At 62.2% G+C, this 15559-nt stretch carries 11 protein-coding genes; 5 read left to right on the top strand and 6 right to left on the bottom strand.

Annotated elements, in window-relative coordinates; genetic code table 11:
- Positions 1–4: 4 nt before the first annotated feature.
- Genes lhgO through U1A53_RS08645 form a run of 4 tightly spaced genes read right to left on the bottom strand, consistent with a single transcriptional unit; the run spans position 5 to position 4437 of the window.
- Complete coding sequence (gene lhgO / locus U1A53_RS08660) at positions 5–1186, bottom strand: L-2-hydroxyglutarate oxidase (protein ID WP_322280259.1); 1182 nt, start codon at positions 1184–1186, stop codon at positions 5–7.
- The gene (locus U1A53_RS08655; RefSeq protein ID WP_322280258.1) at positions 1183–2418 is read right to left on the bottom strand and encodes an Nramp family divalent metal transporter; all 1236 of its coding nucleotides are present in this window, start codon (positions 2416–2418) and stop codon (positions 1183–1185) included. The genes lhgO and U1A53_RS08655 overlap by 4 nt, the downstream gene beginning before the upstream one ends.
- 35 nt (positions 2419–2453) lie before the next feature.
- Entirely contained in the window at positions 2454–3383 is a 930-nt protein-coding gene (locus U1A53_RS08650; protein WP_322280257.1) for an alpha/beta hydrolase, read from the bottom strand.
- 40 nt (positions 3384–3423) lie between these two features.
- Positions 3424–4437, bottom strand: coding sequence for a DUF1593 domain-containing protein (locus tag U1A53_RS08645; RefSeq protein ID WP_322280256.1), 1014 nt, complete (start codon positions 4435–4437; stop codon positions 3424–3426).
- 141 nt (positions 4438–4578) lie between these two features.
- Between U1A53_RS08645 and U1A53_RS08640 the strand changes: the two genes are divergently transcribed.
- The 5 genes from U1A53_RS08640 to U1A53_RS08620 all read left to right on the top strand — a co-directional run bounded on the left by U1A53_RS08640 (position 4579) and on the right by U1A53_RS08620 (position 13371).
- Positions 4579–5736, top strand: a complete 1158-nt coding sequence (locus tag U1A53_RS08640) for a metallophosphoesterase (RefSeq protein WP_322280255.1) — start codon at positions 4579–4581, stop codon at positions 5734–5736.
- 95 nt (positions 5737–5831) lie between these two features.
- Entirely contained in the window at positions 5832–8639 is a 2808-nt protein-coding gene (locus U1A53_RS08635) for an amidohydrolase family protein (protein ID WP_322280254.1), read from the top strand.
- Positions 8627–9901, top strand: a complete 1275-nt coding sequence (locus U1A53_RS08630; protein ID WP_322280253.1) for an amidohydrolase family protein — start codon at positions 8627–8629, stop codon at positions 9899–9901. Before U1A53_RS08635 ends, U1A53_RS08630 begins: the two co-directional genes overlap by 13 nt.
- A gap of 6 nt (positions 9902–9907) precedes the next feature.
- Positions 9908–11659 (top strand): CocE/NonD family hydrolase, encoded by a 1752-nt coding sequence (locus tag U1A53_RS08625; protein WP_322280252.1) that lies wholly within the window; start codon positions 9908–9910, stop codon positions 11657–11659.
- Positions 11656–13371, top strand: a complete 1716-nt coding sequence (locus U1A53_RS08620) for a hypothetical protein (RefSeq protein WP_322280251.1) — start codon at positions 11656–11658, stop codon at positions 13369–13371. The genes U1A53_RS08625 and U1A53_RS08620 overlap by 4 nt, the downstream gene beginning before the upstream one ends.
- A gap of 3 nt (positions 13372–13374) precedes the next feature.
- On the opposite strand, the gene U1A53_RS08615 is transcribed toward U1A53_RS08620, so the two are convergent.
- Both U1A53_RS08615 and U1A53_RS08610 read right to left on the bottom strand, forming a co-directional pair.
- Complete coding sequence (locus tag U1A53_RS08615; protein WP_322280250.1) at positions 13375–14499, bottom strand: hypothetical protein; 1125 nt, start codon at positions 14497–14499, stop codon at positions 13375–13377.
- Positions 14500–14546: 47 nt separating this feature from the next.
- Positions 14547–15329: a cytochrome c gene (locus U1A53_RS08610; RefSeq protein WP_322280249.1), complete on the bottom strand. Its 783-nt coding sequence runs from the start codon at positions 15327–15329 to the stop codon at positions 14547–14549.
- Between the last annotated feature and the right edge of the window lie 230 nt (positions 15330–15559).

Below are 15559 nucleotides of genomic sequence, written 5' to 3'. Positions count from 1 at the left end.
GAATTCAAATCATCGCCGCGATGTGGCCGCCGATGGCGAGGGAGGCGGTGGCGGCGGGGCTGGGGGCGTTGAGGATGTGCAGGGCGTGGTTGCGGACGACGATGTGGAAGTCCTGCACGAGGTCGCCCTGCGGGGTCATGGCCTGGGCGCGGACGCCGGAACCGCCGGGGGCAAGGTGCTGCGGCTGCACGTCGGGGACGAGTCGCTGGAGGGCGCGGCAGAAGCGCTCGCGGCTGAAGGATTGCGCCAGTTCGGTGAAGGCCATCGACGGATAGCGTTTCAAGAAGCGCCACAAGCCTGGGAAAGTGAGCGCGTCAGCGAGATCGCGCAGATTGATGTCGCGCAGGCGGTAACCTTCGCGGGCCAAGGCGAGCACGGCATTCGGTCCGGCTTCCACACCGCCGCCGATCATGCGGGTGAAGTGAACGCCGAGAAACGGGAACGAGGGATCGGGCACGGGATAGATGAGGTGACGGCAGAGATGCTGTGCGTCGGAGCTGAGCTGGTAGTATTCGCCACGGAAAGGCACGATGCGCACGTCGCGCTGCTCGCCCGCGAGTTCGCTGACGCGGTCGCAGTGCAGGCCGGCGGTGTTGATGAGCCATTGGCCGCGTGCTTCGCCGTTGGCGGTCTGCGCGATCCATTCGTCATTGTGGCGATGCAGCTTGGTGACCTGAGCATTGGTCAGGATGATGCCGCCGCGCTTTTGAATCTCGGCCGCCATCGTGTCGCACACGGCGCGGTAATCGACGATTCCTTCCTCCGGCACATGCGCGGCGGCGAGACCGGCGGCATGGGGTTCGATGCGCTTCATTTCATCTGGCTCGATGCGGCGCAGGCCGGTGAGGCCGTTCGCAGCGCCACGACGCAGCAGTTCATCGAGGCGCGGCAGCTCCTCTGCACGCGTGGCGACGACGAGCTTGCCGCAGATCTCGTGCGGAATGTCATGCGCGCGACAGAATGCTACCATTTCACGAATACCGGCGACAGCGAGCTTCGCCTTGAGTGAGCCGGGCTTGTAATAGAGGCCGCAGTGCAGCACGCCGGAATTGTGCGTGCTCTGATGCCGCGCGACGCCCGCTTCTTTTTCCAACAGCGTGAGTTTGGCCGCTGGAAAGCGCTCCAGCAGCTTCAAAGCCGTGGCAAGGCCGACAATGCCGCCGCCGATGATGATGCAGGAGTTCATTGGGAAAAAACGTCGATGAGTTCAGTGACGGCGATCCAGCCAAACAGCAGCAGCGAGACGACGAGCGCCGCATTGCGCACGATGCCGTTGCGCAGGTCGCCGATCCAGTCGCGGCGGTTGTTCAGGTAGAGCAGCAGCGCGGCGAGAAGCGGCATGAAAAACGCGCCGATGACGGTGAACAGCACCACCATGGCCACCGGTTTGTCCGCGAACAGCAGCACGAGCGGTGGACCGGCGAGAAAGAGCAGGTAGCCGCGATAGGCGGGGGTGTTTTTCAAGTCTGCGGTGCTCGTTGCGGCAGTACGCGTGCGATGCGCCATGAAGTCGGCAAAGAAATACGGCACGCCCTGCCACACACCGAGCATCGAGGCGAACACCGCACACCAGAAGCCGATGAGGAAAGCCCAGCGGCCCGCAGGCCCGAGCGCGGACTCCAGCCGCGTCGCGACCTCCAGCGCCATGCCATTACCCTGCGTGACGGCGGCATTGCAGCCTGCGGCGACGATGGTGAGCGCGATGGCGAAGATCAACGTGACGCCATAGGCCAGCAGCAGGTCCGCGCGCACCACGCGCTGGTGGCTGGCACCGCTCCAGGCGTTTTCACGAATCCAGTAGCCGTAGCAAAGCATCGTCATGCTGCCGCCGATGCCGCCAAAGATGCTGAGCACGGCCTTGCCCGAGTCCGGTGGCAGCACCGGCCATGCAAGATGCCGCAGCAGCTCGGCAGCGTTGGGTTTCAGCAGCACAGCGCAGATCAAAACGCTGAGCACCATCACGCCGACAAGCACTTTCATCACGCGTTCGAACAATCCAAAGCGCCCGACCCACACCAGCGCCGCCGCGATCACTGAATGAATGATGCCCCAGGCCCACACCGGCCATTGCGGAAACAAACTGTGCCCCGCGAGACCGCAGGCATTCGTGAGCGAGGCGCTGACGAAGAACGTCCACAGCAGCAGATAGAGAAAGAAATACACGCTCACCCAGCGCGGCAGCCGCGTCATGCAGGCTTCGATCACGGTGGTGCCGGTGGCGAGCTGCCAGCGCGCGAGGCCTTCATTGAGCACCCACTTCAACACCACGCACACCAGGAGCGCCCACGCGAGGCTGGTGCCAAACTGCGCGCCCGTCACCGTCGCCGTGATCACATCCCCCGCGCCAATGCCGGCAGCGGCGAGGACAAGACCGGGACCGAGGGCTTTGAACGGTGACAGAAGAGAAGGGCGCGACATGCGGAGGAGGCTTCGGCGGCATGATCGCGAGCATTTTAGCGTGCGCCAGTGAAGCCCATGTCCTTGAGCCATTCTTCCGCGCGCTGCGGCCAGCGCGTCACCGGCTGATCCGTGGGCCGTAATCCGTAGCCGTGGCCGCCGTGCGTGTAGATGTGCATCTCGGCGGGCACCTTTGCGCGCTTCAACTCGCTGAACAGCGCGGTGCAGTTGTCACTGTTCACCGGATCATCCTGAGCCATCGCGAAGAACATCGGCGGCGTGGTTTTGTCCGCGTGCAGCCAGGGCTTCAAATCACCGGTTTCTTTGTCCACCAACGCACCGGGATAGATGAGCAGGGCGAAATTCGGCGCACAGGATTGATCGTCAGCCGCATCAAGCTTCGCGTAAGCACGCTTGTCGCCGTTCAGGGCATTCAAGGCGGCGATGGCACCACCGGCGGAGAAGCCCAGGATGCCGATGCGCTGCGGATCAATGCCCCACTCCGCCGCGTGAACACGCGTGAGGCTCATCGCGCGCTGCGCATCCATCAGCGGGCCGAGCGTCATCAGCGATGCCTTGCAGTCGTTGTTCAGCGTTTCCGCCAGCGTGTCGCCATGCTCGCGCGTCGGCACGCGATACTTCACCACGATGGCTGCAAAACCGAGTCCGTTCAGCCATTCCGCCACCTCCGTGCCTTCCAAATCCCATGCGAGAATGGTGAACCCACCGCCAGGACACACCAGCACCGCCGCGCCATTCGCTTTGTCCTTCGCTGGCAAAAGCACCTGCATCTGTGGCGCGCTGACGTGGCCGAGTTTGATGATGCGCTGACCAGCGATGAGCTTGTCCTCAGGCTTGGCCAGATCACGCTCCTCGCCGTCAGTTTTCGATGCGGGGCCGGGAGGTGTCGCGGGCCAGAGGTTTTGAGTGATGGGTTCTGCGTTGGCGGCAGTCGCGATGATGGCGATCAAGAAAACGAGCTTCATGGGTTCGTGAAACGATCCCACGCATCGTTTTCTGACTCAATCATTCCACGCACCACTTCATCCGCTTCGCGAAGTCCGCCTGAAAATCGCCGCGCCAACGACTCACCGTGCTGCGCGGATCAAAGTCGGGCTTGGCGGGCAGATCACGCCACCAGCCGTCGGATTCGCGCTGAAACTGGCCGCCCCAGCCGGGTTTCGTCGGATCGGAGGGATCGTTGCCGCCGAGCGGGAGGAAGAAGAACCACGAGGGTGTGTTGCCTTCCTTCATGCAGGCGTGCTTGTTGGGCGCGGTGAAGGTTTTCATGGGATACAGCGCGCCGAGCGGTCCGCGTGACTTCACATTCGCCTCAATCCACGCCTTGCTGGTCAGTGATTCATCACCAGTGAGATACACGCCGCGATAAGTACCTTCGCGTTTGTCACGGCCTGGCGGTGCCTTGCCCAGGATGTAGTTCAGGCCGGGAAACTCACCGCGCATCCAGTCAGCAATGCGGTCCTGGTCGTTGATGTCATACACGCGCAGCTTTTTCGCGAACACCGCCATCCCCCCACCTCCACGCTCCTGCTTCACGCGCCAAAGCGCCTGCGCAAAATCCGTCTGCCCGCCCCAGATGGCCACATTCAGCGGCCGCTCCGCGCTGCCCGAATCGACAAGCCGGATCAACTCGCGCGAGCCCTCTGTGTCATGCCCCACGCCGATGTGCTCGCGCCCGCGTCGCGGATTGCCGGACTTCACCCGCTGTCGCAGCGCCTCCGCCTCCGGCCAGCCCTCCGCGTGCTTCTGCAGATTCGGCAGCACCTTCTCATAACCCGCGATGATCTCGCGAATCAGTTCCGGCTTCGTCACCGCCTCCTTCAGCTCCCCCGGCGTCCCCGCCGCACTCGCGAGCAGCAGTTCAACATCGAACTCATTCGCATACACCATCAGCCGCACCATCGACTGCTGGTCATCGGGGTCTCCGCCGATGTCGGTGAGGACGGCGAGGCGTGAGCCTTCGGCGAAGGCGTGGAGGGTTGCAGTTAGCAGAAGTGCGAGTGTGGCGGCCGTTCGCATGGGTGTGCTACTGCAAGCCGATCAATTCAAACTTCGCAACCATGAATCCAAGCACGAGTGGTTCCTCAAAACATTATCCTCAAACAGGGCGGCCTCATCTCATCCGATAGAAGCATGGGCCATCGTCGTTCGTGACTCATCATGAAGCGGCGAAGCTTTGTCACCAATACGGGCGCGGCCACGCTGGCGGCGGCGCTTGGCAATGCACAGGAAACATCCACTCCCCGACAGTTCCGCCTATGGGCGATGGGCGACGCGCATGTGGGCACGGACATCGCGCGGAAACGCGAGTCGCTCGCGGATGCGATCCGCCAGTCCGAGCAAGGAGGCAAGGAGGGCTCGCCGCCGTTTGACTGGGACCTCGCGATCAACGTCGGCGATTTCTCCGGGGATCAAGGCCCGCCCAAGGACGACGAAGGTCATGAAGTGGTGCGGCAGTTCGCGGCTTTGACGAAGCACCGGCGCGAGGACTTCTACGACATCGCGGGCAATCACGATGCGAGCGACCAAGGCGAGCCGACGATGGGCTGGTTTCGCAAGTGGGTTGATCCGCTCGGTGAGAACACGGTGTTCTCCGGCGTCGATGCAGCGCGCCGTCGTTATCCGGTCATCGGCACATGGGAGCGCTACGAGTTCCGGGTCGGTAACGTGCTCTTTCTCATGATGAGCGACCGCAATGACCTCCCGCAGCCGATGGGACGCGGTAAGCGCGGCGGCTATCCCGCAGGCGCCGTAACGCGGGAGACCTTCGAGTGGTGGCGCGGGCGGGTGGAGGCGAACCGTGACAGCAGCATCATCTCAGCGCATCACCACATGCTGCGCGAGACCACCGTCGGCTCAGGCGACTGGGAAGGCGTGCTCAAGAAGCCGGACGGCAGCTATGAGAGCAAGTATCACGGCTACCAGAAGGACGCCGGTGCCGCCGTGGAGGGCGCGTCATATCTCTACTTTGTGGATGACCAGCCCAAGGCGATGGCCTTTGAAAACTACCTCGCCATGCATCCAGGGGCGATTGATCTTTGGTTCGGCGGACACACGCACACGAATCCCGACGACAACTTCAACGGCCGCACACACATCGAGCGCAAGTGGGACGTGAACTTCATCAACTGCTGCGCCCTGACGCGCTTCCACGGCGCGGAGCGCTCACGTCCGATGAGCCGCCTGCTCACCTTCACCGAAGGCAGCGCCGAGGTGCGCGTGCAGTGCCGCCTGCACACGGACAAGCACGCGCCGCAGGGCTGGTATCCCAAGGCGGAGCGCATAATCCGGCTGGGAAAAGCGTTTCGACCTGGGTGAGACGGCGCGATCTGATTTCTTGCCAATCTGCGGTCTAACGGTCAGGATGCTCAAGCATGCGAGCCATACATTGCCGTTTTCTTTCTTTCTCCCTCATGGCTGCCGCGTCCGCAGCCAGCGCGCTCGATTCCATCCGCCCGCCGGGGCATCGACCTTTGGAATCTTCGTCTCATGCGCTGGTTGGCGCGCGCGTGGTCACGAAGCCGGGGCAGGAGATCGAAAAGGCAAACATCATCCTGCGTGATGGCCGCATCATCGCCGTCGGTGCAGATGCCGCCGTGCCGGCGGATGCGCGGGTGCATGACATGAGCGGCACGACGATCTATGCGGGCTTCATCGACATGCATGTGTCCTTTGCGAAGTCGGCCAGCTCACGAACAACGCAAGGCAATGAAGGGCCGCCTGTCGATGCCCTTGATCTCACATCGGGTGCGGGCAGTGGATTTCTCGGCGTGGCATCTGCGGCGGGAGAGCCTGGGACAAAGTCTGTCGTTACGCCGGAGCGGCACATGGCGCGGGAGTATGCGCCGGAAAAGAAGGCGCTCGATGCACTGCGCACGGAAGGTTTCACCGCGGCGAACATCGTGCCGGATGCGGGTGTCATTCGTGGCGTGAGCGCCTTCGTTTCACTGGTGTCGAGTGATCCTGATCTGGCGATCATGCGTGCGGAAAGCTTCCAGCATATCGCTATCGATTCACCGCGCTCTTCGAAGGAGGACTCGGAGCGGCCCGAGGCCTATCCAGGCTCGCTGATGGGAGTCATCGCGGTGATACGGCAGACGTTGCTCGACACGCGCTTTCAGTCTGCCGACCTCGCGCACTTTGAAAAGAATCCAACGAACCGTCCACGTCCGGCCTTTGATTCGTCACTCGATGCACTGCTGCCCGCGACGAGGAAGGCCATGTCGGTCATGTTTGAGCCAGCCAGCATGCTCATGGTGGATCGTGCTACTCGACTGGCACAGGAGTTTGATTTGCAGCCGATGATCCTCGCGACAGGCCAGGAGTGGCGCAGGCCTGATCTCGTCCGCGAGACGAAAGCTCCCTTCATCGTGCCCGTGGATTACCCCGAAGCGGTGAAGCTGCCCGAGGACGACGACTGGCTTGCCATGCCACTTGATCAACTCCGTGCCTGGGATCACGCGCCGGGCAATGCCGCGCTGCTGCGTCGCGAAGGCCGCGAGATCGCGCTCACCACTCATGCGCTCGCAAAAAAGACCTCCTTTCGCGCGAATGTGCGTCTCGCCATCGCGCGTGGTTTGAGTGAGGCAGATGCGCTCGCTGCACTCACCACCGTGCCTGCCAAACTCTGCGGCGTGGCGGATCAGCTCGGCAGCATCGAGCCAGGGAAGCTGGCGCACCTCACGGTGTTTGAAAAAGGTCGTGCCTTTGATGAAGACGCGCGCGTCCGCGAAATATGGATCGATGGCAGGCAGTTCCTCGCGCCGATGCGTGAAGACAAAAAGCCCCCTGCGAAGAAGGATAAACCCAAGCTGCGCGAAGAACTCACCGCTGTGCCATCGAACCAAGACCGCGGCTCGTTGCTCTCGCCGAAGTCCGTCTTCATCCGAGACGCGACGATTTGGACCTGCGGACCGAAGGGCAGTATCGAGCACGCGAGCCTGCTGATCACCGATGGAAAAATCACCAAGGTGGGTCAGTTCAAAGCAGAGCCCGGACCTGACACGCATGTCATCGACCTGCCTGGCATCCACATCACGCCCGGCCTGATCGACTGCCACAGCCACAGCATGATCATGGGCGGCGTGAATGAGGGCACGCTGCCGAGCACGTCGATGGTGCGCGTGGCAGATGTGATCAATTCCGAGTCTGAAACGATCCACCAGCAGCTCGCGGGTGGTCTCACCGTGGCGAACCAACTGCACGGCTCCGCGAATCCCATCGGTGGACAGAACTGCGTCATCAAGCTGCGTGACGGAGCCTCGCCGGACGGATTAAAACTCAAAGGCGCGCCCGAGGGCATCAAGTTCGCGCTCGGCGAAAACGTGAAGCAATCCAACTGGGGCGATGCCTTCAAATTCCGCTTCCCACAGAGCCGCATGGGCGTGCCTGCATTCCACACAAACCGCTTCACCGCCGCGCAGCACTACATGGCAGCGCTCTCCAAAAAGGGCGGCCCACCTGTGCGGCGTGATTTGGAACTCGAAGCCATCGCCGAGATCATTCGCGGTGAGCGGCTCATTCATTGCCACAGCTACCGGCAGGACGAGATCCTCGCCTTCCTGCGCGTGATGGAGAGCTTCAAAGTCCGCGTCGCCACACTGCAGCACATCCTCGAAGGCTACAAAGTCGCCGATGAGATCGCGAAGCATGGTGCAGGTGCCTCCGCCTTTTCCGACTGGTGGGCCTACAAGTTCGAGGTGCTCGATGCCATCCCCTACGCGGGCAGCATCATGCGCGAGCGCGGTGTCGTGGTGTCCTTCAATTCCGATTCATCCGATCACGCGCGACGCATGAATCTCGAAGCCGCGAAGGCCGTGAAGTATGGCGGCACGAGCGAGGAAGAGGCGCTAAAGTTCGTCACACTGAATCCCGCCAAGCAATTGCGCATCGACAAGCAGGTCGGCTCGCTCGAAACCGGCAAAGACGGCGACTTCGTCGTGTGGAGCGGGCATCCGCTGGCCACCAGCAGCGTGTGTTTGCAGACCTGGATCGAGGGCAAACAATACTTCGAGCGCGAGGCCGCACACCGCCGCGCCGCCGCTCGCCATACCGAGCACCTTGCGCTGATCGACAAGGCAAAGAAGCTCGCCACCGACTCCAGCGCTGATTCCGCCGACGCAAAAGCCGAGGCAAAATTCTTCTTCCGCGCCCTGGAGGAACGCCAGGGCCACCTCTGCATCGACTGCTGCATGGACCGCGAACTCTCATGGAAAAACTAATCCTCACCCTCCTCGTCGCTCTCACCACGACGAGCGCTTCCGCCGACACCCTGCTGCTGCGCGGTGCCACCGTGCATACCGTGGCCAACGGCACGCTCTCGACGGGCGATGTGCTCATTCGCGATGGCAAGATTGCCCAGGTCGGTGAGAAGATCGAGGCGCAGGCGGATCGCACGGTCGATCTCAAAGGCCTGCATCTTTTCCCCGGCCTCATCAGCGCCAGCACGGACCTCGGTCTCGTCGAAGTGGCTGGTGTGCGTGCCTCGGTGGATGATCGCGAGACAGGCGAGTTCACGCCCGAGGTGGAGTCCTGGCTCGCGGTGAATCCCGACTCCGAAATGATCCCCGTAGCGCGTGCGAACGGCATCATACACTTCGCGCCGACACCACAGGGCAAGCATGTGACCGGCACCTCCGCACTGCTCGCCACACGCGGCTGGACCATCGAAGACATGCTCGTGCAACGTCGCAGCGCCATGCATCTCGTATGGCCAGATCATGCGCTGAGCATTCCCAAGCCAGATGCATCGCCAACGGCGAAGTCGCTGGACGAGCAAGCCCGCGAGCGCCGCGAAAAGGTGCGCGGCATCGAGCAATTCTTCGCCGATGCCGAAGCGTGGTCAAAGCGCCCCGCCAACAGCGCTCCCGTGCCCGCTTGGGAAGCCATGCAGCCTGTGCTGAAGGGTGAAGTGCCGCTCATGATCCACGCGCAGGGTTTGCGTGAGATCCGCGCAGCTTTGAAATGGTCCGAATCGCATCCCAAACTGCGTATCACTCTCGTCGGCGGACGCGATGCCTGGCAGCTCGCTGATGAACTCGCCAAACGCAAGATCGCCGTGATCTACAGCGAGGTTTTCACGCTGCCCGCGCGCTCCAGCGATGCCTATGACGTGCAGTTCTCCGCACCCGCCGTGCTGCACAAAGCCGGTGTCACCGTGGCGATCAGCGAAGGACTTGAGAGAGCCAGCGCCTCCGGCCAGCGCAATCTCCCCTACATCGCCGCCCAAGCCGCCGCGTTTGGACTGCCAGCCGATGCCGCGCTCGCCGCGATCACGCTGGTGCCAGCACAGCTCCACGGCGCAGCAGATCGACTCGGCAGCATCGAGGCCGGCAAAGACGCTTCGTTGTTCGCTGCCACTGGCGACATTCTCGACATCCGCAGCGAGGTGAAGCACCTCTGGATCGGCGGTATCGAACAATCCCTCGAAACCAAGCACACCCGGCTCGCTGAGAAGTATCGCGCACGGCCGAAGGTGAAGTAACGCTCCATGAATACCGCCCGCCGCATCTCCCGATTGGTCGCCTTGTTGGCAGCGGCAGGCATTTTTTTCCAAGGCCTCGCGTCCGCTGCCGAAACGGAGAAGAACGCCGCCGTGCCGATGCGTGATGGCGTCATTCTGCGCGCGAATGTGTTCCGACCGGAAGGTGAAGGCCCTTGGCCCGTGCTGGTGCTGCGCACGCCGTATGGCAAGGACGCACAAAAGCCGGACGCTTATGTGAAGGCGGGTTACATCGTCGTCACGCAGGATGCGCGTGGGCGCTATGCCTCGGATGGCCGATGGGAGTCGTTTTACCGCGCTGACACACACGATGCGGCGGATGGCTACGACACCGTCGAGTGGGCGGCGAAGCTGCCGGGATCGAATGGCAAGGTGGGCACCTTCGGCGTGTCGTACAATGCATTCCTGCAATGGCGGCTCGCCCCACTGCGACCACCCTCGCTCGTGGCGATGTGCGCACGCTCCATTCCCGCGCGGCTCACACAGCTCGAAGGTCCGGGCACCATCCGGCCTGGGCGGCGGTTGAACTGGTTCTACGCCGGCATGGCACCGGACATGCGTGCGCATTCCGACACGGAAGGAGTCAAAACGAAGGCCGAGGCCGCCAGGCTTTGGAAAGAGGGCGAGGGCGAACGACTGCTGCATTTCCTGCCGTGGCTCGATCTGCCAAAAAATGTCTTCGAGCACGAGAAGGAGGCCGTCGATGCCTGGTTGCGCGAGCCGCATCGCGAGCCCTGGCAGTTCGTCGAGCACTGCGCGGAGATCAGCGTGCCGAACCTCGACATCTGCGGCTGGTTTGATCACTGCAATGACGGCATCGAGATGCACCAAGCCATGCGACGCGTGGGCAAGACCGAAATCGCCCGCACCGGCCAGCGCCTCATCATTGGCCCATGGAGCCACAGCGGCGCGGGCGCGAGCAAGGTCGGAAGTGTGAACTTCGGCAAGGCCGCCGCACTCGACACCAAGCAGGTCGAGATCCGCTGGTTCGACCACTGGCTCAAAGGCAAGGACAACGGCATGAGCAAGACCGCGCCCGTACGCATCTTCGTCATGGGCGCGAACCGCTGGCGCGATGAGCAGGAATGGCCGCCTGCCCGCGCGGTTACGACGACTTTCCATCTCCACAGCAGTGGCCGAGCAAACACACCGTCCGGCGATGGCACTCTGTCGACCAAACCGCCCGCCGCAGGCCAGGACACCTACCGCTACGACCCGCACGATCCCGTGCCCACACTTTGGAGCGCGGCGCTGTTCACCCTGCCTGCCGATCAAGCGCCGCTGGCGAAGCGCAACGACATCCTTGTCTATCAAACCGCCCCGCTCACCACTGCGCTGGAGGTCACCGGCTATCCCGAAGTCATCCTGCACGCCGCATCCTCCGCGCCTGACACCGATTTCTTCGCCAAACTCATCGACGTGGCCCCCGACGGCACGAATCGCGACATCGCCTCCGGCATGGTGCGCGCGCGGTATCGTGACGGCCTGGACAAACCCAGGCTCCTCAAGCCCGGTGAAGCAGTCGAATACCGTATCAAACTGCGGCCCACCTCCAATGAGTTCCAACCTGGACACCGCATCCGTCTCGACATCACCAGCAGCGATTTTCCCAACTACGACCGCAGCCACAACACCGCCGCCGACCCAAATGCCGACGCGGCCCTTGAAACCGCCGAACAAACCATCCACCACGGCGGCACGCGGCTGTCACGGCTTGTTTTACCCGTCATTCAGCCATGAAACATCTCTTTGCCACTCTCCACCTCGTCATAGCATCGGCGGCCATGGCTCAGCCCATGCTGCACACTTTTGACCGTGTGATTCTCACGGACATCTACTACTCCGAAGGCATTAACGCGGCCGACATCGACAACGACGGGCACATGGACGCGATCTACGGCCCGTTCTGGTTCGCGGGCCCGGACTTCAAGACGAAGCACCTCATCTACAAGGCCTTTCCGCAGCCGCGAGAGGCCTACGCAAACCACTTCTTCGCCTGGACGTATGACTTCAACGGTGACGGCTGGGCGGACATTCTCACCGCCGGATTCCCGGGCACTCCGGCTTATGTGTATCAAAACCCCGGCAAAGAAGGCCATGCCGCGCCGTGGCCGAAGCATGAAGTCTTCGACTGGGTATCGAACGAATCACCGCACTTCGTGAACCTCGTCGATAAAGACAAGCCGGTGCTCGTCTGCACGCGAGATGGCTACTTTGGTTATGCGGAACCGAGCTGGAATGTGCCTTTTGAGAAGTGGAACTTTTATCCCATCTCTGATCGCATCGCTCCAACGAAGTTCGGACATGGACTTGGCATGGGCGATGTGAACGGCGATGGACGTCAGGACATTCTCATGAAGGACGGCTGGTTCGAGCAACCCGAGGATCTCACCCAGGGACACTGGACACTGCACAAGGCCGCCTTCGCTCCACGCGGTGGTGCGGAGATGTTCGCGTATGATGTCGATGGTGATGGCGACAACGACGTCATCACCAGTCTCGCCGCGCATGAGTTTGGCCTCTCCTGGCATGAGCAGACGCCTGCGGGTTTCAAAGAACACCTCATCATGGGCGACCGCCCCGCACAGAGCCGCTATGACGTCGTCTTCAGCGAGCTGCACAGTGTCCAACTCGCCGACATGGATGGCGACGGATTGAAGGACATCGTCACCGGCAAGACCTACTGGTCACATCACCAAAAGTCACCGATGTGGGACGCTGGCGCGGTGGTGTATTGGTTCAAGCTCGTGCGCGGCAGCGATGGCGTGGACTGGGTGCCGATGAAGGCTGATGGCGAGGCGGGCATCGGCAGGCAGGTCATCCTCAAGGACGTCAACGGCGACAAGCTGCCCGACATCCTCACTGGTGGCATGAAAGGCGCTCATGTGCTGCTGCATCGCACGAAAACCGTCTCCGAAGCTGAATGGCAGGCGGCGCAGCCCGAGCGCGTCTCCATCACCGAGACACCGCCGCTGCGTGGCGATCCCGCACCGATTGATGCGGCCACTGGCAACGTACCTGACGCTCTCGAAGGTGAATCGCTCACCGCCACGGCCAGCAAGGGCAAGGCGGCCACGCAAGGCATGAAGAACTTTAAAGCCGCGCGCTGGAGCGGCGACGCGCAGCTTTTCTGGCGCGGCGGCGGCATGGGGGACACGCTGGAGTTTGACCTCACCACACCTGCAGCCGGTGATTACATGCTGGAAAGCGTCTTCACCATCGCGCCCGACTACGCCATCGTGCAGCTCGTGCTTGATGGCAAAATGCTCGGCGATCCGATCGATCTCTACGACTCCGCCAAAGTCGCCACCACCGGCGTGCTCAAACATCCGCTTGGCAAGCTCGGCGCCGGTACCCGCAAGCTGACGATCCGCATCACCGGTGCCAACCCTCGGGCGAACCAGGCCTTTTGCGTGGGTCTGGATTATGTGAGGCTCGTGCCGGTGAAGTGATTTTCATTCCTGCCCTGTCATCCATGCCGTCGCCTCGTGATTTGCCTGAGTGATCGCTTGCAGCGCCTCCTTGTCCGGTTTTTCCGCAGCATCACGCAAAGCGCGCTTGCGAGCATTGTTGCGGAGATAGGCACCGCAGAGGTGGTAGCCAATGCAGCCAGGGGCTTGACGTAAAGCGGCGAGTGTTTGGGCATAACCTGACCCATCGTGACGACCACCTCCATCGGCAGCGCGAATCTGAATGCAGTGATCGGCGAGGAGGACGGGTTTGCCGGTTTTCTCATGCCAGTGCGTTAGATTGGCGGCGACTTTGTCCGGCGAAGCGAAATGCTGGAAGCTCAGGACATCGACATACGGCAGCGCCGCGTCGACGACCTCATCGGCGATGGGTCTGGCGGCTTCATAGCGGTCGCCAAAGATGAGGTGATGCTTGTCGTAACGGCGGATGGCATCGTGCGTGATACGATACCACTTGGTGGCGAGAGCGTGGAGTTCCTTGCGGCCCGCTTCCGTTTTGAGCTGCTCAGGATCGAACATCGGACCTTTCCATTCGTTCTCCGGGCGGGCGTGAATCCAAGTGGGACAGTCGAGGTAAAAGTAGCCGATCAGATTTGGATCGTCCCTCATGCGAGCACAGTGCTCGCGGGCCACATAGTCACACCATTCGGCGAATTCGGGCGCGTCAAAGCTTGGATGCCGCGTCTCAGCCTCCCACTGATGGAAATCGGCGAACGGCAACTGATGAAAATACGGCTGCCCCAGCCACTGATACTCCTCCAGCGTGAATGCCCGCGAGTGACGATGATTCGTAAGCCCACGCGTGACGACCTCCTGTGTCCAGCCGACCGAATTGAAACCCCAGGCTTTCAAATCCGGCGCGACGGCCTCTTTGAGCCACTTCTCCATCGAGTTGCCGTATTTGCGCTGCCACAGGTCGCCATTCACCTCATAGCGCAATGGCGACGGATCAATGTGATTGAGGCCGATGGAGAAAAAGGGCTTCCCCTCCGGCGTGATGAGCCACCAGCGGCCTTTGCGCTGCGCAAGGGTGAACCATCTGCCCGGCACTGCGGCACGAGCCGCCATAGATGCCGAGGCGAGTGCGGTGATGAAATGGCGGCGGTTCACGAGACGTGGCACGAACGAAGCCACGCTATGACGACTTTCAATTCACGTCACTCTTTGGCAGCCGCTGCTCCCAGAACCGGCCCGGAGGGCAGACGGATGCTGAAGATGTGGGCGATGATGTCCCAGCGCTGCGCTTCCGTGAGCGTCTTGTCAAAGCTGACCATGGGAGTGCCATTTAAACCGGTGGTGAGGACGCGGAAGACGTCAGCAGGGCTATCGCCACAACGCAGATGCGGCTGGCGAAGATCCGACGGAGCGGCGGGGATGCCCCAGATGTCCTTCAAGGCGATGGCGGCGGGGCCTTTGCCATCCGCTTTGTCGCCGTGGCAGGCAGTGCAGTTCGTGGTGAAGAGCTTTTGACCGGCCTGGGCATGGGTTTTGAACGCTACGGGATCCTTGAGCCATTCGGGTGGCGGCGAAAGCTTCACGGGCTGTGCGTGATTCTCCGGCTTGCGCCAGCGGCGGGAGAAGGACTTCACATAGGTGATGACAGCGACGATTTCCTCCGAGGAAAGCTGGGTGAACATGCCCATCGCGGTGCCGCTGAGACCGCCGGTGATGGTGCGGCGCAAATCGGCATCGGTTGGCAGGAAACCCTGCGGAGTGGAGCGGAATTTGAACATGCCTTCGCGGAAGGAGCGGGGTTTTGGCTTCAGCGTGGGGCTGAGCTCGCCGTTGCCATCGCCACGGGCACCGTGGCAGACGATGCAATTGCGCTCATAGACGTAACGGCCCTGCATGTAGAGGTTGAAATCCAGCGACGCGGCGGGGTCGGCCGCCATCAGAGCTGAGGCGGCGGCGAGCAGGGCAAATGCGGCGGGGATTTTCACAAACAGTTCATCGCGCCGAGAAGGCTCTGGCACCATGCGGTTCTTGCCAAACGTTGCGCCGCAACTGCCGCAAAGGCAGCTTGCGTGCGTGGGCGCGCCCGCCACTTTGCGCGCCCCCCACAACACCACGCCATGTCCAAGAAAACCGCCGCCAAGCCCAGCCTGCACCGCAAACACAGCGCCATCGTCGTTGATGGCGTGGAACGCGCGCCAAGCCGCGCCATGCTGCA

This window comes from Prosthecobacter sp., from assembly GCF_034366625.1.
In the GTDB taxonomy this organism is placed as follows: Bacteria; Verrucomicrobiota; Verrucomicrobiia; order Verrucomicrobiales; family Verrucomicrobiaceae; genus Prosthecobacter.
The sequence above is the reverse complement of the archived record's forward strand: the minus strand, read 5'-3'. Positions and strand labels throughout refer to the sequence as shown.